Origin of the sequence: Hyphomonas sp., from assembly GCF_965284475.1 — a bacterium.
GTDB lineage: Bacteria > Pseudomonadota > Alphaproteobacteria > Caulobacterales > Hyphomonadaceae > Hyphomonas.
On the sequence record NZ_OZ260087.1, the window covers coordinates 2075452 to 2096340 of the forward strand.

A 20889-nucleotide genomic window follows, 5' to 3' on the forward strand; every position below is an offset into this window, starting at 1 on the left:
TTGCCTTTCTTGCGTCATTCCGTGTAATTCGAGGCATAATATGCCTTGATACCGGGAGGAATGCAGAAAATTGGCCCAAGATCTTGATACAATCGATGCCCGAATCCTCGACATTATCCAACGCGACGCGAGCCTTTCGGTTGCGGACATTGCTGATAGAGTCGGACTGTCGTCTTCGCCTTGCTGGCGTCGGATCAAGCGGATGGAAGAGGCCGGGTTCATTACCGGGCGCGTTACGCTGCTGGATAATTTTGCCCTTGGCCTGAACTTTGAAGTGATGGCGAGCGTGAAACTGTCATTGCCGAGCCGGGAAAATCTCGAAGCCTTCGAGGCCATCGTCCAGAACTGGTCGGAAGTGGTCGAGTGCATGACCGTGACCGGCGCGGTCGACTATATGGTCCATGTCGTGACGACGGACATGCATGCCTATGACAATTTCCTGCGGGACAAGCTGCTAGGGTCTGCGCTCGTCTCTGATGTGCAGTCGCGCATTGTCATCCGCGTGTCGAAGCGGACGACGGCCCTGCCACTGGGACTGGTGAGCGACCGGCTGAAATCCTCCTGAAAGCCGGCAGCGTCAGGCCGCTGTCGCGTGGAGCGCAGGCCTGTAGCCAGCTGCAAGAGCAGTGCAGGTGGCTTGCGGGGTGAGCCGCGTGGCCTGTGGGGGCAGGGGCAAGGGATCACCATAACCGGCAAATGACCATGGCCTTCCGGTCTGGCCCTGCTTGAGGAAAGCCCTGCCGCCTGATGCGAAGAAGGCACCATCGGGCAGGCTGGCCGGGGCCAGAGTTTCACGCGCGCTCTGGCCTGTCAGCACGGACTGGACTTCTGCGGCGATGCGGGCGTCGAGATCGGCGGCGCGGACGGGGGCAGCAAGTGCGAGGGCGTCGCGAAAGGCCTTCGCGGCGTCGCGGCGGCATTCGAAACAGGGGCGATGGCCGGACGCGAGGGCGGTCGCCTCATCGAGGAAGAACAGTTCGGTGTAGAGGCCCGGCTGCATGAGCGGGCGCCGGCGGCCCTTGAACTGAAGCTGGCAGATGATCCACTGGCGCGAGGCCCAGTGGCGAGGCTTCAGCGTCTGATCCGGGCGGTGGAAGCAGCCGCCGCGATTGCCCATGAACAGGCCGCGATCCGGCACGGCATGGATTTGCCCGAAGGGATCAACGCGGTTTTGCAGCGGCATGTGAGACCTCTCCCGGAAAACAGAAGCCCGGACAATGCGGCTGGCATTGTCCGGGCTTGATGGCCGTATCAGGTGGCGTGAAAAGCCTAGTAGCGCTCAAGGGCCATGGCGATGCCTTCGCCGCCGCCGATGCAGAGCGAAGCCATGCCCTTCTTGACGCCGCGGTCTTCCATGGCGGCGAGCAGCGTAATGATCACGCGCGCACCGGAGGCACCGATCGGGTGGCCCATGGCGCAGGCGCCGCCATTGACGTTCAGCTTGTCATGGCTGATGCCGAGTTCCTTCATGGCGATCATCGGAACGACCGCGAAGGCTTCGTTGACTTCCCAGAGATCGACATCGTCAATGCTCCAGCCGGCCTTTTCGAGGGCCTTCTTCATGGCGGGCACAGGCGCGGTGGTGAAATATTCCGGCTCGTGGGCATGGCTGGACGAGGCGACGATCCTGGCGATGGGCTTCAGGCCGCGCTTTTCAGCTTCGGACTGGCGCATCAGCACCATGGCGGCGGCGCCATCGGAGATGGCCGAGGCGTTGGCCGCGGTGACCGTGCCGTCTTTCGAGAAGGCCGGGCGCAGGGTCGGGATCTTGTCCGGCATGGCGGTACGGGGCAGTTCGTCCGTGTCGACAATCGTGTCGCCCTTGCGGCCCTTCACCGTGACCGGAGCGATCTCGCGCTTGAACTTGCCATTCTTGGTGGCGTTCTGGGCGCGCGTCAGTGTTTCGAGGGCGTAGGCGTCCTGCTGCTCGCGGGTGAACTGGTATTCGCCGGCGATCTTGTCAGCGAACAGGCCCATCGGTCCGTGGCTGTAGGCATCCGACAGGCCGTCGAGGGCCATGTGGTCCTCCGCGCCCATCGTGCCGTACTTGTGGCCCTTGCGGACATTGATCAGATGCGGGGCATTGGTCATGGATTCCATGCCGCCGACAATGACGATGCTGGCATCGCCTGCCATGATGGCGTTGCGGCCCATGACGGCGGCCTGCATGCCGGAGCCGCACATCTTGTTGATCGTGACGGCTTCGAGCCCCTTGTCTTCACCGGCCTTGAACCCGGCCTGACGGGCTGGGGCCTGGCCCTGGCCGGCGGGCAGGCAGTTGCCCATGATGATTTCGTTCGCTTCGCCCGGCTTCAGCCCGGCTTCGGCCACGGCCGCCTTGACGGCAATTGCGCCCAGCTCGTTGGCGGAGAGGCTGGCGAGGTCGCCCAGCAGGCCGCCCATCGGGGTGCGGGCCATGCCGACGATGACGACGGGATCTTGTTCAGACATTCAGGGTTCCTTCCAGTTCGCATTTTCTTGCAGTTGCGAACACATAGGCGCTTTGACGTGGCGGACGTCAAGACCAGGAAGGGCTGAGACAGGCTGAAGGGCCAGCACTTGCGGCCGCAAACTCGGTTACGGGCGCGGCGGGAAGGGATTTTGATGGAAGGCTCATCCTGAGCGAAGTAGAAGGATAGCCGGGAACAGCGGGATTCGCCCACGCTCGTCCTTCTCCTTCGCTCAGGATGAGCGTTCAGAGAGGTTCCGGATTGATCCGCGTAATCCTGTAGGCAAGAGGCCTGCCGCACGCAAACAGCACAAAGGGTGCACGGACATAGGTGCATTCGCGTGCGGGCAGCGCAGGGACGCAGTTGTCTCAGGCCGTGATGGCGGGGGCTTCGTTACGGTAAAGGCCGGCCCCGCGCGGGGCATCGCCGGCATGGACAATGCGCAGCTGCCCGGTGGTCCAGCAGACTTCGATCAGGGCAGGACGGCGGCAGCGCATCTGCCAGTTTCTGATGAACAGGAGCGGCACCCACACGAAGGGCCGCATCCAGATCGGCGTTCATCCTCCCCCGCGTGGCAGGGGAGGATGAGGGGTAGACTATTCGCTGGCTTGTGCGTCTGTTTCTGTTTCTGTTTCGGCGACGTCTGTGTCGTCTGTCGCAACGAAGGCGCATTCCTTCCCGGCTGCGACGTCCCTGGCATTCTTGATATAGGAACGGGCGTAGGGAATGTTGGTCGGGTTGATCATCGAGCGCTGGGCGCCGGCGATTTCCTGTTCCAGCTCGTCACAGCTCTGGCGCGAGAAGCGGGCCTTGTTGCCGCCGCCCGCCAGCGCGCCGCTGGCGGCAGACCCGGCCAGCGCCGAGCCGGCAGCGCCAGCGACCGTGCCGCAGGCTGAAGCAGTTGTGAGCAGTCCGAGTACCGCGACAGTGGAAACAAGCAGTTTGATATTCATTCCTGGTGGCCCTTTGGCAATTGAAGTGTCTGCCGTGTATGGGACGTCTCCTTATGAGGGTCTTGCCCCCGAGGGGCTATGCGGGGCGATTTTTCTCACCGAGAAATCCCCCCCTCCGTCAAGGGCCTGGCGGCGAGCGCCACCGCCCCGCTGGCAGGGGAGGATAAGGGAGGGGTTGCGCCCGAGGGGGCGGGTTTCTAGATAGGCTGGACCAACGTACTGACGCATGGAGACTGACATGGATTTCGCAACGCGCCCTGCCCGCCGCTGCCTGTTCCTTGCGAAAGTCCCGCCCCATGCCTGCATTCATTACCCTTACCTCCGTTTCCCTCACCACGCCTGATGCCCGCCCGTTATTTGACGGCCTGACCCTGTCTGTCGGACAGGAAAGGGTCGGCCTTGTCGGGCGCAATGGCTGTGGCAAGTCCACACTGCTGAACCTGATGGCGGGAGATGTGGCGCCAGCCAGCGGCAGTGTGCATCGCGCCGGGACGGTGGGGCGGCTGGAGCAGATGCCCGATGCGTCGCTGAGCGTGGACGGGGCGCTGGGCGTAGCGGCGGGGCTGGCCTGCCTGAAACGGCTGGAAGCGGGGCAGGGGAGCGTTGCGGACGCGGCCGAGGCCGACTGGACACTGGAGGGGCGGCTGGCCGATGCGCTGGCCGATACGGGCCTGCCGGAGATGGACCTTGCGCGGCGGATGGGCACGCTGAGCGGCGGGGAGCGCACGCGGGTGATGCTGGCGCGCCTGTTGGTGGCTGCGCCGGACCTGTTGCTGCTGGACGAGCCGACGAACAATCTGGATGCGGACGGACGCGCGGCGATAGCAGGCCTGCTGGAGAGCTGGACCGGCGGCGTCGTGGTGGCAAGCCATGATCGGGCGCTGCTGGAACGGGTGGACCGGATTGTCGAACTGAGCCCCGTGGGCGCCACCGTATTTGGCGGCGGGTGGAGCGCGTTCAGGGCGGCGCGCGATGCGGCGCGGGAACGGGCGGCGGCAGAGCTGGACCGGGCAGCCGCGGAAATGAAGAAGACCGAACGTGATGCGCAGGCGGCGCGTGAGGCGCAGGACCGGCGCGACAGGCGCGGCCGGGCCGCACGGGCAAAGGGCGATGCGCCGAAAATGCTGCTGGATGCACGGGCCGGGCGAGCCGAGGCGACCCGGGCGCGGGGCGGGGATGTTGCGGCGCGGCTGACCGGGGCAGGGCGCGAGGCGTTGGAGGCGGCAAGCGCGCGGGTGGAGGTGGAGACGCCGATGCATATCGACCTGCCGGTGACGGGCCTGCCGCCGGGGCGCGACCTGCTGGCCCTGCACAGCGTGGTGATGCGGCGCGGGGCGCGCCACCTGTTCGGGCCGCTGACACTGGACGTGCGCGGGCCGGAGCGGATTGCAATCAAGGGCGCGAACGGGTCTGGCAAGACAACGCTGCTGCGCCTGATCGCGGGGGAGATTGCGCCCGATGCAGGCGACGTGCGGCACCTGACCGAGCGGGTCGCGATGCTGGACCAGCATGTCAGCCTGCTGGTGCCGGAGGAGAGCGTGCTGGAGAATCTGCGGCGGCTGAACCCGGCCCTGCCGGAGAATGCGGCGCGGGCAGCGCTGGCACGGTTTGCGTTCCGGGGTGAGGCGGCGCTGCAGCTGGCCGGCACGCTGAGTGGCGGTGAGCGGCTGCGGGCGGGCATGGCCTGCGTGTTTGCACGGACCGAGCCGCCTTACCTGCTGCTGCTGGACGAGCCGACCAACCATCTTGACCTGGCGGCGGTGGAATTGCTGGAAGCGGCGCTGTCAGGCTTTGACGGGGCGCTGATTGTGGTGAGCCATGATGAGGGCTTTCTCAGCGCGATTGGTGTGACGCGTGATGTCATACTCTAGCCGCTGGACGGGCTACCTGCTTTTTTTCGCCTTGGGGGCAGCCGGTTCGATTTCGAATGTCATCTGCAGGTTTACGCGATAGGCCGCGATCTTGCCGTTCTTCACGGTGGTCGACATGTTGTTCACGTTGGCCGAGGCAAGGCCGCGGACGGTCTTGGAGAAACGGCTGACGGCGTTCTGGATCGCATCCTCGAAGGACACGGTGGATTCGGCGAGAATCTGTTCGGATTTCATGATGGCCATGGGAGACCTCCCTTTTCAAGCGTTGAAGAGGTGGACCATAAAACGCCTAAAAGGCGTATATGCCAAGGAGACTCTCGTGAGACGGGAACCCCGGCACCGCGCAGGACGGGTGCTCAGATCAGTTCGAAGCCGACTTCGGAGCCTTCCTGCCAGATCACGCGGGCCGGGCCCCTGATGTTCACGCCGCCGGCATTGACCTGGACCTGGGCCGGCAGGATTTCATTGGTCGGGAAGCGGATGCGCAGGCCGGTGGACGTGAAGTCCAGCACGATGCCCTTGCGGGTGTAGCCGGACTCATAAACGACCGAGACTTCGCGATAGGCAGTGGCCCGCAGCGGCCGCGGCGTATCCTGCTCCGGGGCAACAGCATGGGCGATCCGGTCGCGCGCTGGGGCGGCGGGTGCCTTTCTGGATCCAAACATGCGGTTCAGGACGGACATTCCATACACTTTCTGTGCCAAATAGGGGCACACGGCCCCGGCACTCCCCATTACCTGCAATCAGTGCACCACTCTGGCGTATCAAGGTCAACGCAAGACAAAAAAACGGCGCACGAGGCGCCGTTTTCTGTTGCAGATACTACAGGAAACAAGGTTACCAGATACGGATACGTTCCTCTGGCGGAAGGTAGAGCGCATGGTCCGGCGTGATGTCGAACGCATCGTACCATTCATCGAAATTACGCACGATTCCGTTGACGCGGTAGACCGGCGGGGCGTGCGGATCGGTCAGCAGCTGGCGGCGCGCGGCCTCCTCGCGATACTTCGATCGCCAGACCTGGGCGTAGGACATGAAGAAGCGCTGGTCGCCGGTGAGGCCGTCAATCACCTTGTCATCCTTGCCGTTCAGGCTGAGATGGTAGGCTTTGTAGGCCATCGAGAGGCCGCCAAGGTCGCCGATATTCTCGCCCAGCGTGAGGGCGCCGTTGACGCAGGTTTCGCCCTCATCATAGGGGCAGAAGGCGTTGAACTGGGCGACGAGGGCATCGGTCCTGGCCTTGAAACTGGTCTCGTCCTCGGCCGTCCACCAGTTGCGCAGCATGCCGGTGCCATCGGACTTGGAGCCCTGGTCATCAAACCCGTGGCCGATCTCGTGGCCGATCACGGCACCGATGGCGCCATAATTCACCGCCGGGTCAGCCGACAGGTTGAAGAAAGGCGGCTGCAGGATGGCGGCCGGGAACACGATCTCGTTGCGGTTGGGCGAATAATAGGCGTTGACCGTCTGGGGCAGCATGCCCCATTCGGTGCGGTCGATCGGCTGGCCAAGGTCGGACAGCATGTCCTTGTAGGCCCAGTCATTGACGGCCATCTGGTTGGCGAAGGCATCATCGCTGACAGTCAGGCTGTCATAGGTTTCGAACTTTTCCGGATAGCCGATCTTGGGCGTGAACAGGTTCAGCTTGGCTTCGGCCTCGGCCTTGGTATCGGCGCCCATCCAGGCGATCACTTCCAGGTTCTCGGCCATCGCGGTGCGCAGATTGGCAACCAGATTGTCCATCGCGGCCTTGTTCTCGGCCGGGAAATAGCGTTCCGCATAGACCTTGCCGACGGCTTCACCGACCGAGTTCTCGACCGTATCGACGCCGCGCTTCCAGCGTTCGCGCTGGGTTTCGAGGCCACCGAGCGTCTTGCCGTAGAATGCAAACACGGTGTCGTCGATGCCGGACGGCAGAACGTTTGCCGTGTCGATCAGCAGGTGCGCCGTGAGATAGGCCTTCCACTGGTCCAGCGGGGCGGTCTGCATGACATTGAACAGGCCGGGGACACCGCCGCCGGAGAGTTTGGCCACCTGGTCGGCATCAAGACCGTTCTCGGCGATTTCTTCCTCAGTCGGCGTGACCTGGCGCACGACAAAGCCGGACTGGTCACCCAGGCCGAGCGCGTCGATCAGCAGGGCGGTCGGGAAATCGCCGCCCATCGCGATCAGCTCGTCGCGTGTGACCTTGTTATAGGTCAGGTTGCGGTTGCGGCCTGCGGCCCTGTCCCAGTGGGCTTTTGCAATGTCGGTTTCGACGGCGATCACACTGTCGGCAGCGGCGGCTGCATCATCATAGCCGGCGGACGCGAGCAGGGAGGTGAGCATCGTCCTGTAGGCCGCGCGCAGCTCTGTGTTCCTGTCATTGTCGACAAGGTAATAGTCGCGGTCTCCCATGCCGAGGCCGGACTGGGTGACATAGAATATGTACTGGTCGGTCTGCTTGGAATCGACGTCGACCCAGCCGGCGACAGGGGTCTGGTAGCCATTCGCGGCAAAGACCTGTGCGAGATCCTCGCGCGTGGCGATGCTCTGGATACGGTCAAGATAGGGCTGGGCGGGGGCAAGGCCCCTGGATTCGATGGCGGCTGTATCGAGATAGGCATTGTAGAGGGTCGCAACCTTGCCTTCGAGTGTTGCCGGATCCGGCTGTGCGGCGGCCAGTTCCTCGATGATCTTGCGCACGCGCTGTTCGGATTTTTCAGCCAGAAGCGTGAATGAACTATAGCGGGTGCGGTCGCTCGGGATTTCGAAGCTGTCGAGCCATATGCCGTTGACATGGGCGAAGAAATCATCGCCGGGGTGCGTGCCCGCCTTCACATTGGCGAGGTTGACGCCCCATGTGCCCCATGTGTCCGGCGTGGAGAGTTCGAGCCCTTCGGCGGTGACGAACTTGCCGTCAGCGTTTGCCACGGGTGCGGCAGCTTGCGCTGGCGTGTCGGCTTTGTCACCGGCCTGTCCACAGGCGGTGAGGAGCGTGAGGGCGGCGACGCCCAGCATGAGATGTTTCATCTATCAGTCTCCGATTGGATGGATGCGCCGACACCATGACCGTGTACGGAAAGGAAAGCGCATCCGGGTTGGCTCAGGTGATCATTCTGCCGGCGCGAGGGATCCGAGATCATCGCCATGGCTGGTGCCGATGAGTTCTTCCTCGTCGAGCGTCACTTCGCCGGAATAGGTTTCGCCGATCTGGCGGAACGGCTTGCCGCCCCATGTCCAGCGGAAGATGCGCCCGATTTCGACGCCGACCGCATAGAGCGCCGGCACCATCAGCAGCGAGACGAAAATGGCAAAGGCCACGGCGCAGGCAAGCGACACGATCATCGGCTTGAGGAACTGGGCCTGGACCGAGCGGACGGCCAGCAAGGGCAGGATGCCGACGAACGTGGTGACCGATGTGAGCAGGATGGGTCGGAAACGCGAAACGCCCGCATCGACCAGCGCCTGGATCGCGCCGGCCCCTTCATCGCGCCGCCGGTTCACGTAATCGATCAGCACGAGGTTGTCGTTTATGACAACACCGGCCGCCGCGGCGATGCCGAAGAAGGCGAACATGGCCATGGGCGTATCAAAGATGGCGAGGCCGAATATGGCGCCGCAATAGGCAAAGGGCAGCGCCATCATCAGGAGAAGCGGCTGGGCATAGGAGCGGAAGGCCACGGCCAGGAGGATGTACATGGCGCCAATGGCCATGACGAGGAGACGGCCGATTTCAGCGAAGAATTTCTGCTCTTCCTCGAAGCCACCGGCTTCGCCGCGCTGGACATCCGGGAAGTGTTTCTGGAAGTCCGGCCAGAAATCCTCTTCCATAGCGGCCATGATCTGGCCGCGCCCGCCTTCACCCTTGATCTCGGCATAGACAGAGACCGACCGTGTGCGGTTACGCCGGATGATGCGGTTGATGCCGGGGGCATATTCGAAATCGGCGACCTGGGTGACCGGGATTTCGCGGCCGTCCGCGGTGCGCAGTTTCAGGCTGTTGAGGCTGTCGAGATCGGCGCGGGCGCTTTCGGGCAGGCGGACCATGACCCGCACATCTTCCCCGTCACGGGGCAGGCGCTGGACCTCTTCGCCGAAATAGGCCTGGCGCAGCTGGCGTGATACGTCCGCCAGCGTGACGCCGAGCGTTTCGGCGCCGGGTTTCATCGTGATGCGGATTTCCTCAGCCGCAGAGGACAGGTTGTCGCCGATATCATAGGCGCTGGAATAGGTGGCCAGGTGTGCCTTCACCTCAGCAGCCGCTTCGCGCAGGCGGGCGAGGTCGGGGTGGTTGAGCGCAAAGCGCACGCCGGAATCATCGTCATTGAAGGTGAAGTTGAAGCTGATTTCCTGGGCATCCTGGATGTCGCCGACCATGTCGCGCATGCGTTCGGATATGTCCTTGGAGCGGACCGTGATCGGGCGCTCCTCAGGCGGGGCCAGGCCGACCCATGCCTGGACATCGCGGCCGGCGGCCACGACGGAGGCCTGCGTGACGACACCGTTTTCGAGTTCGGGATATTCCGCGCGGGTTTCGTCCCTGAGCTGGTCGATGCCGCTCTGGAGCTGGTCACGCACCTGGAGCAGGCGCTCATAGGGTGTGCCTTCCGGCATTTCGATACTGACCTGGATCAGGTCCGCCTCGATCTCGGGCATGAACTGGAACGGCACGATGCCGAGCGACTGCATCTGTGTGGCAAGGCCGAACAGGCAGAAGAACAGGGCAACCGTGGCATAACGGAAGCGCAGGGCAAGTTCGAGGGCCGGCTTGTAGAGATTGTTGGCGAACCAGAGCAGGCTGTCGGCAATACGGCGCTGCAGCCTGAGGAACCCGCCGGCCGGACCGTCGAATTTCTGTTTCTTCATGTGCGACAGGTGGCTTGGCAGGATCAGCATGCACTCGATGATCGAGAAGATCAGCGCGGCGACGACCACGAAAGTGATCTGCTGGGTGAACATGCGGGTGGGCCCGGAAATGAAGGCCCAGGGCAGGAAGGCGATGATCGTGGTGAGCACGCCGAAGATGATCGGCTTGAGCACGAGCTGCGTGCCGACAATCGCCGCGTCGAGGCCCTCGCGCCGGCCGCTTTCCACTTCCCTGTGTATGTTCTCGCCAACGACGATGGCATCGTCCACGATGACGCCAATCACCAGCAGCACGGCGAAGGTGGACAGGATGTTCCACGACACGCCGAAATAGGGCAGCAGCATGATGCCGCCGGCAAAGGCGGTAATGATGCCCACGGTCACCCACAGCGCCACCATCGGGCGCAGGAACAGGACCAGCACGAGCATCACCAGTACGGCGCCTGAGAGGGCCGACTGGGTGATCAGGTCCATGCGGGCCTTGAAGCCTTCGGAATCGTCCCAGAGAATATCGATCTTGACCGCTTCGGGCAGGATGCCATTGGACGCGTCATTGGCGCGTTTGACGAAATCCTTGAAGCCATCTGTATAGGCGATGATGTCCATCTTGTCGGGGGAGGGGATCATCACGAAGGCGGTCGGCTCGTTATTGAACGTGGCCTTGAGCTTGTCGCTGACGAAGCCATCAATGACGGTGGCGACATCCGACACATAGACGGTGCCCTGTTCGGTGGTCTGGCGGATGATGATCTTGTCGAACTGCTCGGCCGTATCGGCCAGCTGGCGGGCAGTGATGTTCACGTCGCCGGTCGAGCTTTCGATCCGGCCGCCGGAGGAGTTCAGGGATGACTGGCGGATGGCATTGGCGACATCGCTGAAGCTGAGGCCGAAGCGGCGCAGTGCCTGTTCCGACACTTCTATGCTGACCTGTTCTTCAAGCGTGCCCTGAAGCTCGGCCAGTTCGCCGCCGGGCAACTTGGCAAATTCATCGCGGACCTTGTCGGCCACGCGCTTGAGTGTGCGGGGGTCGACATCGCCGTGAACGGCAAAGCCGATAAAGCGGTTGCGCTGTTCCCAGCGCGTGATCTGCGGCTGGAAGGCGGCCTGGGGCAGGTTGTTGATCTGGTTGACCCGGCGTTCGACATCCTTGACGAAGATTTCCATGTCGACATCGTCGCGGCCCTTGATGTTGACCACGCCGAAGCCTTCGCTGGCGATCGACGTGATGCGGTCAAGGCCGTTGAGATCGGCCACGGCCTCCTCGATACGGGTGACGATCTGTTCCTCGATATCCTGCGGGGAGGCACCGTTCCAGGCGACGGATACGGAGGCGCCGGTCACGTTCACGACCGGGAACATTTCCTGTTCCATGCGCGTGTAACCGAAAATGCCGCCCATGAAGGCGACGATCATCAGCAGGTTGGCGGCGACGGCGTTGCGGGCGAACCAGGCGACAATTCCGCTCATTGTGGCGTTCCCTCTGCTCCTGTTACGGCGATGGACGTTTCGGACGCATTGCCGGTTTCGGTATCTGTCCTGTCTTCAGGGTCGTAGACCTTGACCGTGCCGTCTTCGAGACGCTCCATCACGGTGATGCTCATGCCGTCGAACGGGGCCTGGACCGGGCTGACAATGGCCAGTTCACCTTCATCAATGCCAGAACGCACATAGGCGCCATCCGTGTCCGAATAGATGAGATCGACGGTGCGGATCGACAGCTTGCCCTTCTCGGCGTCGCCGATGAAGAGCTGGTCCTCGCCGCGCAGGGCGCCGCGCGGGGCGATCAGCACGTCCGGAATGGTCTCGCCCTCGATCGTGGCATTGACGAACAGGCCGGGTGCCATGGGTGCGTCGCCGTCTGCGCCGGCGCCATAGGGATCTTTCAGCTCGGCGATCACGTTGATCTGCCGTGTCATGGAATTGACGGCAGCGGCAGTGCGCACGACTTCGCCCGTCCACTGGCGCGGCTCGCCGGCAACGGTGGCTTCGAATATCACTTTCGGGCCAGGCTTGTCTGCCGTGGCTGCGAAGGCAAGGGGCAGCCCGAGACGGCCCATTTCATTATCGTCCAGCGGCAGCGACACTTCGACAACATCATTCGCAAAGATACGGCCAAGGGCAGAGCCGGCGGCCGCGACCTGTCCGATATCGACACTGCGTTCGCGCACACGGCCATCGAACGGGGCATAGACTGCCGTCCGGTTGAGCGCGAGTTCTGCATCCTTCAGCTGCGCCTTGGCGCCTTCAAGCGATGCGCGGGCTTCGGCCAGCTGCGGCTCGCGGCGGGCAAGCGGCGAGGCATCATCGAGGCCAAGGTCCTGGATATCCTGCACGGCCAGTTCGGCTTCGGCAATTTCGCGGGCGAGGCGCTGTTCCGCACTGGCGACACCCGACCGGGCACGGATGACGGCCAGCTCATAGTCGGCCGCTTCGACCCGGACCAGAAGCTGGCCTTTCTTGATGAAGCCGCCATCGATGAAGTCCGGCGAGACATAGGACACCCGGCCGGTGATCTGGGGCGCGACGACGATTTCGCGGCGCGGGCGCACTTCGCCCTGCGCGCTTACGGAAAGCTCTAGGTCGCCGCGGCGCACGGGCTCGGCGAAGACGTTGAGGCCCGCGCGTGGCTCATCAGCCTTTTCAGGCTCCGGTTTGATCATGTTGAGGACAACACTTCCGCCGACACCGACAAGAATGATGATGCCAATCGGGGCGAGGATGGAAACAAGGCGACCCATGTAAAATCAGCTCCTGCCGCTGGTTGCGGCGTTCGTGTCGAGGTTAAACATACCATACTGCCCGCTGGATGTACCGCTCGGCAGCCCGCCGCCAAGGGCGAGATGGTAAGAAATGCGGTTGGCTGCGCGACTGGCGCGGGCCGAAACCAGCTGGCTTTCGGCATTGAGACGGCGCGTCTGGGAATCGATCAGGTTGAAGATGGTGACCGTACCGCCGGTATACTGGCGCTCGGCCAGTTCCTCGGCAAGGCGGGCTTCTTCCAGCGCGCGTTCCTGCGCCTCTTCCTGCTCAGCAAGCCACGCGTCTGCGGCGAGGGCATTCTCGACCTCGCGCCAGGCGTCGAGGGCCGAGGCGGCATAATCGGCCACCGCGGCTTCAGCGCGCGCGACTGCAGCATCGCGCTGGGCATCAAGACGCCCGCCCGTGAAGAGGGGCTGGACAAGACCCGCGATCAGGTTTGCCGCGATCTGCTCGGGATCAAGCACATCAGCGATTTCCGTGGTGTTGGTCGAGGCGGAAGCCGTCAGCGTCAGGGATGGCAGCATGGCGGCGCGGGCCTGTTCTGCCCGCAGGCCGGCGGCTTTGACGCGGGCCTCGGCAGCGGCAATGTCCGGACGGCGCGAGAGAAGGAGCACCGGATTGCCTTCGGGCACGATGGCTTCGAGCATCGGGATTTCGGCGGGCGCATCCAGTTCGGCGGACGGATAGCGGCCGACCAGTGTTTCAAGGCGCCGGGCGGTTTCACCCGTGAACTGGCGGCGGGCCGCAATCGCGGCTTCAGCCTGGGCCAGTGTGCTGCGGGCGGTGCGCACATCGAGTGCATCGGCAAGGCCGCGCTGGAAGCGGCGCTCTGTCAGCGTGCGCACCCTGTCGCGGGCCTCGAGGGTGAGCATGGCAACCCGTTCCTGCGCGAGGGCCTCGTTGAGGCTGATCCAGGCATTGGCAGTCTGGGCTGCGATGGAGAGTTCTGCGGCAGCGAAATCTGCCTGGCTGGCGACATAGTCGGCATCAGCCGCAGCGACAGCCGCGCCGAGGCGATTCCAGAGATCGATTTCCCAGCTGCCGTCGAGGCCGACGCCATAAAGGCCGTCCGTTGTGCGGTCTGTCGCGCCGCCGAACGTGTTGGAGCTGGATGTGACGCCGGCGCTGGCAGATGCGCTGAGGCTGGGGCGGCGGCCGGCGCGCGCGGTACGGGTCGCCGCTTCCGAGGCGCGCATGATAGCGGCGCGGGATTCCAGGGTCGGGCTGTTGGTCAGCGCCTCATTGACGAGGCCCACCATCAGCGGGTCATTGAACTGGCCGAGCCAGTCACCGGTCGGGGCGACACCGGTCACACCCCGGGCAGCCCATTCGGCAGGCGCATTGGACGTTTCGGCAAAAAATTCCACAGGTCCGCCTGCTTGCGAACGAGAAGACGTTGGCGAAGTGGCGCAAGCTGCAACAATTGCCGTGCTCAGAAGAAGAATTGAACGTTTCATGCCGCAGACGAGGCTCCCGTTTTTACCGGAGAGGGGGTACGATGGGGCTAGTCGACTGTCAACGAGAAATTATCGAAATTCAATAATTTTCTCCGCACGATAATTTATACCTACAACCTGTGGCCCAGCCCGAAGGGGCTTGGCATTCCGGTGGCGGCGCTGTAGCGGCAAGCAGAGGCGGCCATGCGGACGCCAGCGGATGCGGCACGGGCTGTAATTCGGCGCCGGGAGACGGGATGAACGAGAACGATCCAGCTGAAAACCGGCAGGTGCCGCGTGGCGGAACAGGCCGCAGGGCGCGTGATTTTACCGTGCTGGGCGGCTGTTTCGCTGTGGTTCTGCTATTGCTGGCCATCACGGGCGAGGTGAATTTCGTCGTGGCGATTGCGGCGATCATTGTGCTGGTGTCCATCGCCTTCGCCTATTTTATCGGATCTTCCAGTTTCCTGCCCGTGGGCGACACGAGTATGCCTGCAGCGCCGGAAGATGTACGCAGGCTGGATTCAACTCAATTGCTGCGCGCCCTGCCGCTGCCGGCCTTTGAAGTGGATGATGACAAGCGCATCGTTGCCTTCAACGAGCCGGCCGACCTGATCCTGCGTCTCGACGGGCGGGTCAACCCGCGCACGAGTACGGTCATCCGCTCGCCGGCCCTCCTGTCAGCCATTGACCGGATGGCGCAGGGACCCGGGGATGGCATGGTGTCTGTGGAAGTCGACAGCGGGCCGGACGAGACATGGCGGGCGCACGTGTCGCGGCCGACCGGCGCAGCGCAGACGCTTGTGGTTCTGGAAGACCTGACGCCGGTGCGCCGGGCGGCGCGGGCGCGATCTGATTTCCTGGCCAATGCCAGCCATGAATTGCGTACACCGCTGACGGCCCTGTCAGGCTTCATCGAGACAATGCGCGGACCCGCCAGGGACGATGCCGGCTCCTGGCCGCGCTTCCTTGACATCATGGCGGGCGAGTCCGAACGGATGAGCCGCCTGATCGCCGACCTGCTGTCCCTGTCGCGTATCGAGTTTTCCGAACACATCCCGCCCAGCGAAAGGGAGAATTTCTCCCGCATTGCGCTGGATGCGACCGAGGCCCTGCAGGCCGTGGCGGACGACCGGGAAGTCGGCCTGGTCCTGGAGGGCGATCCCGACGAGGCGCTGCCGGTTGTGGCCCACCGTGACGAGATCATTCAGGTCGTCGAGAACCTCTTGACCAATGCGCTGAAATACACGCAGGCCGGGGGCACGGTGCGGGTATCATTCGGCCGGGCCGACAGCATGGGCGAGGCGCGCAGGCTGGCCGGGCAGGGCTGGGTCGATGCCGAGCGGATGACGCTGCTGCAGGCGGCCGGACGGCCGGGAAAGCCGGATGCGTCCGTCTGGCTGCGCGTGGAAGACGAGGGCCCGGGCATCGAACGCGAACACCTGCCGCGCCTTGGCGAGCGCTTCTACCGCGCCGACCAGAGCCGCGGCGGCAAGATCACGGGGACGGGCCTTGGCCTTGCCATCGTGAAACACATCATGGCGCACCATCGGGGCGGCCTTGCCGTGGAAACCCGCATGGGAAAGGGCAGCGCCTTCGGAATCTGGCTGCCGGCGGCGCGGACATAGACCGTTGCGCCCGCGCTAGTCTTCACTGACCAGTCGCGTGATTGCGTCGGTCTTTACATAATCGACAGCCGGGGCGAGTTCGCCGAGACCGCTGGCGGCTGTCCCGTTGGCGGTTTCGGTGAAAGTGACGCGGGTGCCTTCACCTTCGGCGGCAAGGCTGATGGTCCAGATGACATTGACGCCCTTGTCCTGAAGCGGGCCGAACGGCGCATCAAGCCGCAGCAGCTTGCCGTTCAACACGGTGAGAACGGTGCCATGGGCGACCGAGCCATCGTCCCATGTTTCCTTCCAGAGGCCGCCCGCCTTCAGGTCAAGCGAGAGATGCTCGGATGCGCCGGAGAATGTGTGGTCAGGGTGCCACCAGACTTCCGGGTGGATCAGCCGGTCCCACAATTCACCGGGGGTGAGGGTGGAGACCGCTTCCTGTTTCAGTTCGTAATGGTCGGGCGCGGCGGCGAGCACCTCGGCATGGGCCGTGGCGGACGAGGCCAGGAGGAGCGTGCCGGTCATCAGGTGTTTCATGTTTGTCTCCTGTTCAGGCGCAATGGCGTCATGGGTTGTCCCCCGGGAGCGAAAGGGAAGTGAACCCCGAGATTAGTCTGCGCCCGAAGTTGCGGCAAGCGCATGACGGCGCGCTGTTGAACACGCTGTCGTTTGCGCCGGAGACGCCAATGCGGTTTAGTCTGTCGCAGGCAACAGGATACCGAGTGGATGAAATCAGATAGCCGGACCGGCGTGGAAGCAGCTGACAGACATCCCCTGCTTGTCTTCGGTTGCGTCCTGGATGGTGCCGGCGGGTGCCGGTTGGTTGCCTGGGATGATGTGCAGGACTGGCAACCGGCTCATCCCGAAGAGGTGCTGTGGCTGCATCTTGATCGCACGGCGGAAGGCGCGGCGGAGTGGATCCACAGGGCCTTGCCGGCGTCGGAAGCAACGATTGATGTGCTCATCTCGAATGAAACGCGCCCGCGCGTTTTCCGGGAAGAAGACGGGCTGGTCTGCATCCTGCGCGGGGTGAATTTCAATCCGGGGGACGAGCCTGAAGACATGATCGCGATGCAGGTCTGGGCCGAGAAGTCACGTGTCGTGACATTGCGCCGCCGGCGCCTGCAAACGCCGCGCGATGTGCTGGCCCGCCTGCAGGAAACCGGCAACGGACCCAAAACGGCGGGTGATCTCGTGATTTCGCTGACCAAGGAACTGGTCGACAAGATCAACAGTGCCATAGTCGACATGAATGAACGCATCGACGAACTGGAGGCCGATGCAGCGGACGCAAGGCCGGACGACCTGCTTGATGAAATCGGCGGCATCCGGCGCACCTGCCTTGCCTTCAAGCGTTACCTGTCGCCGCAATATGATGCGCTTGCCCAGTTGCAACGCGATCCGCCCGACTGGATGTCGCACGGCAACCGCAATACGATCCGCGAGACACTCGACCGGCTCAGCCGCTATCTTGAAGACCTTGATGTTTCCAAGGAAAGTGCGCTTGTATTGCAGGACGACCTGAACAACCGCGCCGCGACGCAGATGAACCGGACCATGTTCGTGTTCTCGATCATTGCCGCGATCTTCCTGCCGCTTGGTTTCGTAACGGGACTGCTCGGCATCAATGTCGGCGGCATGCCCGGGGTGGATTCCGGCGCGGCGTTCTGGATCACCGTTGTCATCCTTGCGGTGATTGTCGGGATCGAGTTCATGTTGTTCAGGCTGATGAAGTGGCTGTAAGGGCAGATCATGAATCCAGAAGACATTGAGATTGATACCGAGGCAGTGGCCGAACAGGTCGGGACGATCTTTGACAACCTGACAATCTGGTTCCAGGCCATACTGGAGCAGGCGCTTTCGATCGCGACACTGTGGCAATTGGGGATCATCGCTGCGGCCGGCGTGGCCGGATTCCTGCTGTCGCGCCTGCCGAACAGGCGGTTGCATGCCGCCGCCGAGAACCGTGGCCGCCCGGATGCGCTGGCCCGGATCTACCTGTCGATCGCGAGCGTGATGTGGCCGCTGATCAGTGTCGTCTTCATCTGGGCGGCCGTCGGCGGATTTGCGCTTGCCGACCTGCCCAATGAAGGCCTGCGTATCGCTGCCAGCCTGCTGAATGCCTGGATCATTATCAGGCTGCTCACATCCCACATGAAAAAGAGCCTGCTGACGCGCATGATCGCCGTGATCGCCTGGACCGTGGCGGCGCTCTACATTCTCCACTGGCTCGAGCCGACCGTGACGGCCCTGAACGAATTCCAGATACCGGTTGGCAAGAACTCGATATCGGCCTGGCGGATCCTGACGAGCCTGGTGATTGCGATCATTGCGCTCTGGGTGGGGCGAATTGCCGGTATGACCGCGCAGTCACGGCTAAGGTCGAACAGCCGGCTCAACCCGTCCATGGCCGGCCTGCTCGGACAGGTGGCGAATGTCGCGCTGATGGTCGCGGCGATTGCCATCGCCCTGCAGACGGTCGGTGTGAACCTGAGCGCGCTGACAATCTTCTCCGGTGCCCTCGGCGTCGGTATTGGCTTCGGTCTCCAGTCGATCTTCTCCAACTTCATCTCCGGCATCATCATCCTGATGGAGAAATCGGTGAAGGTGGGTGACTTTATCGAGCTGCAATCGGGCGTGACCGGCCTCGTCAACGAGATCAACATCCGCTCCACGCTGGTCACGACGAACGATAATGTCGACATCCTTGTGCCGAACGAGGAATTCATCAAGGCGCAGGTGATCAACTGGACCCTGCGCGATGCGCGCCGCCGCACGCATATCAAGTTCGGCGTGGCCTACGGGACCGACAAGGAAATCGTCCGCAAGGCGGGCATGGAAGCGGCTGCCGAAGTACCCTGGACGCTGGAGAATATGGGGCCACGCATGCCGCAGGTCTGGCTGACCGGTTTCGGCGATTCCAGCCTCGATTTCGAACTCGTGGTCTGGCTCACCGAAGAGGCGGTCAAGAAGCCGGCCAAGGTGACGGCAGATTACAATTGGGCGCTGCATTCTGCACTTGAGCGCCACGGGATCGAAATTCCGTTCCCGCAGCAGGACCTGCACCTCAAATCATCCGAAGCCCTGCGCGTGCGGATCGAGACGGCCGGGACCGGCGATCCTGCACCGGCCACAGAAAAAGCCCCCGAAGAATAACTCCGGGGGCTTTCCTGTTCGCCGCTTTTTTACCGTCTGGGGTCAGCCGGCGATGCGGCGCACATAATCATACTGGCTTTTCTTGGTGTCGCGTTTGCGGGCGGGCTGGAATGCCACTTTTGCATGCTCGCTGCAGTAGGGTCCGCAATCGGACTTGCGGCCGCAAAAGGCGAATTTCGGGTCGGCAGGATCACCGATCGGCCATTTGCACATTGAATCGCGCAGCGTGAGGATCGTGGCGGCGCCGCCATCGGCCTGCTTGAGCGGAGGAAGGGGCGAGATCATTGCCGTGCGCTCGACAGGCCTTGCCTGTTCGGCGGGGGCCGTAACGGCCGGTGTTGGCATCGTGACCGTGCCATCCGGCATGAGACGCGGCTTCGGCCGGGCCAGGCGCGGCGGGCGCTTGACAGGGCGGGACGGCGTGGCGCGCCCGGACAGGCCAAGGCGGTGCACCTTGCCGATCACGGCATTGCGGGTGACGCCGCCCAATTGCTTGGCAATCTGGGAGGCCGAATGGCCCTCTGCCCAGAGTTTTTTGAGCACATTTACCCGTTCATCGGTCCATGACATGGATTGAGGTCTCCCAGCTCTGGGTTCCAGGCCCGATACGCGGTCCCGTTAGCCCCTATATGTTGTGACAGCAGTTACGCGCTATCTCTCTCAGCACCTAGATATCGTATCAGGACCGAAATGAAACACAACATGCAGACTTAGCTTTCCACAGGCTTTCCATATATTGTGTCTTGCGAGTCGCGGTTTGTTCAGGGTGGCCCAAAAAGCGGGCAAAGGCGAAAAAAGTCGCTGCCTGCCCCTCGCTCATCGGGCCGCAGCGCATTAGATACACCGCATGACAGACATCAGCCCTGCCGCCAAACCCGCAATCGCGAATTCCACCGCTTCTTCCAGTCCGCAATCCGGTCTCAGGCCGATCCGCCAGTATGGCGCGGTGAACAGCCTGGGCCTGTGGACCCTGTACAAGCGCGAAGTCGGTCGCTTCATGAAAGTGTGGATGCAGACCGTGTTTGCCCCCGTGGTGACGACACTGCTGTTCATGACGGTGTTCAAGCTGGCCTTCGGCGACCGTGGCCGCCTGACCGGCGATTTCGAGGGCCTGAACTATAATGACTTCCTGGCGCCTGGCCTGGTGATCATGGCGATCCTGCAGAACGCCTTCCAGAATACGAGTTCCAGCCTGGTGCAGGCAAAGTTCAACGCGACGCATGTCGACTTCCTGATGCCGCCGCTTTCACCGCTTGAGCTGACCGCCGGCTTCCTGGGCGGCGCGATTACGCGCGGTGTTATCGTGGCCGTGATCTCGGCCCTCGGCATCCAGCTGAGCGGGCTGGCGAACCTGTCAGTGGTGCATGTCTGGCCGATTGTCTGGTTCAGCCTGACGGCGGCGATCATTCTCGGCGCGCTGGGCGCGATGGGCGGGATATGGGCCGACAAGTTCGACCATCTGTCGGCCGTGACCAATTTCGTCATCGTTCCGCTGACATTCCTGTCCGGCACGTTCTACGACATCAAGGTGATGCAGGAGCCCTTCCTGACGCTCGCACTGATCGACCCGTTCTTCTACATGATTGACGGGTTCCGCTATGGCTTCATCGGGGTGGCGAACAGCTCGATCGTGACGGGCCTGTGGGTGACGGGCGTGTTGTCTGTCCTGTCCACGGCGGCCGTGTGGTGGATGTTCAAGGTCGGCTACAAGCTGAAAGCCTGATTCCCGCATTACGTGAGTCGCGTTGACCCTTCCGCTTCGGGCGCCATTAATGGGTCCCGAACGAAACGCGGAGGTTACA

General features: G+C 63.2%; 18 protein-coding genes. 6 read left to right on the top strand and 12 right to left on the bottom strand.

Going from position 1 to position 20889, the window contains the following annotated elements:
- Positions 1-70 precede the first annotated feature (70 nt).
- Positions 71-565 (top strand): Lrp/AsnC family transcriptional regulator, encoded by a 495-nt coding sequence (locus ACQ66M_RS10245; protein ID WP_350170423.1) that lies wholly within the window; start codon positions 71-73, stop codon positions 563-565.
- 12 nt (positions 566-577) lie between these two features.
- On the opposite strand, the gene ACQ66M_RS10250 is transcribed toward ACQ66M_RS10245, so the two are convergent.
- From ACQ66M_RS10250 to ACQ66M_RS10265, 4 genes are all read right to left on the bottom strand, one after another.
- Positions 578-1183, bottom strand: a complete 606-nt coding sequence (locus ACQ66M_RS10250; RefSeq protein WP_350170422.1) for a hypothetical protein — start codon at positions 1181-1183, stop codon at positions 578-580.
- An 86-nt stretch (positions 1184-1269) separates the two neighbouring features.
- Positions 1270-2451, bottom strand: coding sequence for a thiolase family protein (locus ACQ66M_RS10255; RefSeq protein ID WP_350170421.1), 1182 nt, complete (start codon positions 2449-2451; stop codon positions 1270-1272).
- Between the two features lie 367 nt (positions 2452-2818).
- Positions 2819-2995 carry a hypothetical protein gene (locus ACQ66M_RS10260; RefSeq protein ID WP_430403627.1) on the bottom strand — a complete coding sequence of 59 codons (177 nt, stop codon included), beginning with the start codon at positions 2993-2995 and terminating at the stop codon, positions 2819-2821.
- 51 nt (positions 2996-3046) lie between these two features.
- Complete coding sequence (locus ACQ66M_RS10265) at positions 3047-3403, bottom strand: hypothetical protein (protein ID WP_430403629.1); 357 nt, start codon at positions 3401-3403, stop codon at positions 3047-3049.
- A 296-nt stretch (positions 3404-3699) separates the two neighbouring features.
- Between ACQ66M_RS10265 and ACQ66M_RS10270 the strand changes: the two genes are divergently transcribed.
- Positions 3700-5274: an ABC-F family ATP-binding cassette domain-containing protein gene (locus tag ACQ66M_RS10270; RefSeq protein ID WP_430403631.1), complete on the top strand. Its 1575-nt coding sequence runs from the start codon at positions 3700-3702 to the stop codon at positions 5272-5274.
- Positions 5275-5286: 12 nt separating this feature from the next.
- Here ACQ66M_RS10270 and ACQ66M_RS10275 read toward each other — a convergent pair whose 3' ends face one another.
- The 6 genes from ACQ66M_RS10275 to ACQ66M_RS10300 all read right to left on the bottom strand — a co-directional run bounded on the left by ACQ66M_RS10275 (position 5287) and on the right by ACQ66M_RS10300 (position 14339).
- Positions 5287-5517 (bottom strand): dodecin family protein, encoded by a 231-nt coding sequence (locus tag ACQ66M_RS10275; RefSeq protein ID WP_350170417.1) that lies wholly within the window; start codon positions 5515-5517, stop codon positions 5287-5289.
- 113 nt (positions 5518-5630) lie between these two features.
- On the bottom strand, positions 5631-5957 hold the full coding sequence (locus ACQ66M_RS10280; protein WP_350170416.1) for a hypothetical protein: 327 nt from the start codon (positions 5955-5957) through the stop codon (positions 5631-5633).
- 154 nt (positions 5958-6111) lie between these two features.
- Complete coding sequence (locus ACQ66M_RS10285; protein ID WP_350170415.1) at positions 6112-8286, bottom strand: M13 family metallopeptidase; 2175 nt, start codon at positions 8284-8286, stop codon at positions 6112-6114.
- A gap of 81 nt (positions 8287-8367) precedes the next feature.
- Positions 8368-11589 carry an efflux RND transporter permease subunit gene (locus ACQ66M_RS10290; protein WP_430403633.1) on the bottom strand — a complete coding sequence of 1074 codons (3222 nt, stop codon included), beginning with the start codon at positions 11587-11589 and terminating at the stop codon, positions 8368-8370.
- Positions 11586-12860, bottom strand: coding sequence for an efflux RND transporter periplasmic adaptor subunit (locus ACQ66M_RS10295; RefSeq protein ID WP_350170413.1), 1275 nt, complete (start codon positions 12858-12860; stop codon positions 11586-11588). Before ACQ66M_RS10295 ends, ACQ66M_RS10290 begins: the two co-directional genes overlap by 4 nt.
- A gap of 6 nt (positions 12861-12866) precedes the next feature.
- Entirely contained in the window at positions 12867-14339 is a 1473-nt protein-coding gene (locus ACQ66M_RS10300; protein WP_430403635.1) for an efflux transporter outer membrane subunit, read from the bottom strand.
- Between the two features lie 236 nt (positions 14340-14575).
- Between ACQ66M_RS10300 and ACQ66M_RS10305 the strand changes: the two genes are divergently transcribed.
- Positions 14576-15946: a sensor histidine kinase gene (locus ACQ66M_RS10305; RefSeq protein WP_350170411.1), complete on the top strand. Its 1371-nt coding sequence runs from the start codon at positions 14576-14578 to the stop codon at positions 15944-15946.
- A 15-nt stretch (positions 15947-15961) separates the two neighbouring features.
- Here the strand turns inward: ACQ66M_RS10305 and ACQ66M_RS10310 are convergent, their stop codons facing one another.
- Positions 15962-16468 (bottom strand): SRPBCC family protein, encoded by a 507-nt coding sequence (locus ACQ66M_RS10310; protein WP_350170410.1) that lies wholly within the window; start codon positions 16466-16468, stop codon positions 15962-15964.
- Between the two features lie 189 nt (positions 16469-16657).
- Between ACQ66M_RS10310 and ACQ66M_RS10315 the strand changes: the two genes are divergently transcribed.
- Together ACQ66M_RS10315 and ACQ66M_RS10320 are read left to right on the top strand one after the other, a co-directional pair.
- Positions 16658-17674, top strand: coding sequence for a zinc transporter ZntB (locus ACQ66M_RS10315; RefSeq protein ID WP_430403637.1), 1017 nt, complete (start codon positions 16658-16660; stop codon positions 17672-17674).
- A gap of 9 nt (positions 17675-17683) precedes the next feature.
- Positions 17684-19087 carry a mechanosensitive ion channel family protein gene (locus ACQ66M_RS10320; protein ID WP_430403639.1) on the top strand — a complete coding sequence of 468 codons (1404 nt, stop codon included), beginning with the start codon at positions 17684-17686 and terminating at the stop codon, positions 19085-19087.
- 42 nt (positions 19088-19129) lie between these two features.
- On the opposite strand, the gene ACQ66M_RS10325 is transcribed toward ACQ66M_RS10320, so the two are convergent.
- The gene (locus tag ACQ66M_RS10325) at positions 19130-19657 is read right to left on the bottom strand and encodes a GcrA family cell cycle regulator (RefSeq protein WP_350170407.1); all 528 of its coding nucleotides are present in this window, start codon (positions 19655-19657) and stop codon (positions 19130-19132) included.
- Between the two features lie 277 nt (positions 19658-19934).
- Between ACQ66M_RS10325 and ACQ66M_RS10330 the strand changes: the two genes are divergently transcribed.
- Positions 19935-20810, top strand: a complete 876-nt coding sequence (locus ACQ66M_RS10330; protein WP_350170406.1) for an ABC transporter permease — start codon at positions 19935-19937, stop codon at positions 20808-20810.
- The last annotated feature ends 79 nt before the right edge of the window (positions 20811-20889 follow it).

Excerpts from the sequence above, each read along its gene's own strand:
- ACQ66M_RS10330 (WP_350170406.1), top strand. The coding sequence starts at position 19,935 with ATGACAGACATCAGCCCTGCCGCCAAACCCGCAATCGCGAATTCCACC.
- ACQ66M_RS10310 (WP_350170410.1), bottom strand. The coding sequence starts at position 16,468 with ATGAAACACCTGATGACCGGCACGCTCCTCCTGGCCTCGTCCGCCACG.
- ACQ66M_RS10315 (WP_430403637.1), top strand. The coding sequence starts at position 16,658 with ATGAAATCAGATAGCCGGACCGGCGTGGAAGCAGCTGACAGACATCCC.
- ACQ66M_RS10260 (WP_430403627.1), bottom strand. The coding sequence starts at position 2,995 with ATGCGGCCCTTCGTGTGGGTGCCGCTCCTGTTCATCAGAAACTGGCAG.
- ACQ66M_RS10280 (WP_350170416.1), bottom strand. The coding sequence starts at position 5,957 with ATGTCCGTCCTGAACCGCATGTTTGGATCCAGAAAGGCACCCGCCGCC.
- ACQ66M_RS10325 (WP_350170407.1), bottom strand. The coding sequence starts at position 19,657 with ATGTCATGGACCGATGAACGGGTAAATGTGCTCAAAAAACTCTGGGCA.
- ACQ66M_RS10275 (WP_350170417.1), bottom strand. The coding sequence starts at position 5,517 with ATGGCCATCATGAAATCCGAACAGATTCTCGCCGAATCCACCGTGTCC.
- ACQ66M_RS10270 (WP_430403631.1), top strand. The coding sequence starts at position 3,700 with ATGCCTGCATTCATTACCCTTACCTCCGTTTCCCTCACCACGCCTGAT.
- ACQ66M_RS10285 (WP_350170415.1), bottom strand. The coding sequence starts at position 8,286 with ATGAAACATCTCATGCTGGGCGTCGCCGCCCTCACGCTCCTCACCGCC.
- ACQ66M_RS10300 (WP_430403635.1), bottom strand. The coding sequence starts at position 14,339 with ATGAAACGTTCAATTCTTCTTCTGAGCACGGCAATTGTTGCAGCTTGC.
- ACQ66M_RS10265 (WP_430403629.1), bottom strand. The coding sequence starts at position 3,403 with ATGAATATCAAACTGCTTGTTTCCACTGTCGCGGTACTCGGACTGCTC.
- ACQ66M_RS10255 (WP_350170421.1), bottom strand. The coding sequence starts at position 2,451 with ATGTCTGAACAAGATCCCGTCGTCATCGTCGGCATGGCCCGCACCCCG.
- ACQ66M_RS10250 (WP_350170422.1), bottom strand. The coding sequence starts at position 1,183 with ATGCCGCTGCAAAACCGCGTTGATCCCTTCGGGCAAATCCATGCCGTG.
- ACQ66M_RS10305 (WP_350170411.1), top strand. The coding sequence starts at position 14,576 with ATGAACGAGAACGATCCAGCTGAAAACCGGCAGGTGCCGCGTGGCGGA.
- ACQ66M_RS10295 (WP_350170413.1), bottom strand. The coding sequence starts at position 12,860 with ATGGGTCGCCTTGTTTCCATCCTCGCCCCGATTGGCATCATCATTCTT.
- ACQ66M_RS10290 (WP_430403633.1), bottom strand. The coding sequence starts at position 11,589 with ATGAGCGGAATTGTCGCCTGGTTCGCCCGCAACGCCGTCGCCGCCAAC.
- ACQ66M_RS10320 (WP_430403639.1), top strand. The coding sequence starts at position 17,684 with ATGAATCCAGAAGACATTGAGATTGATACCGAGGCAGTGGCCGAACAG.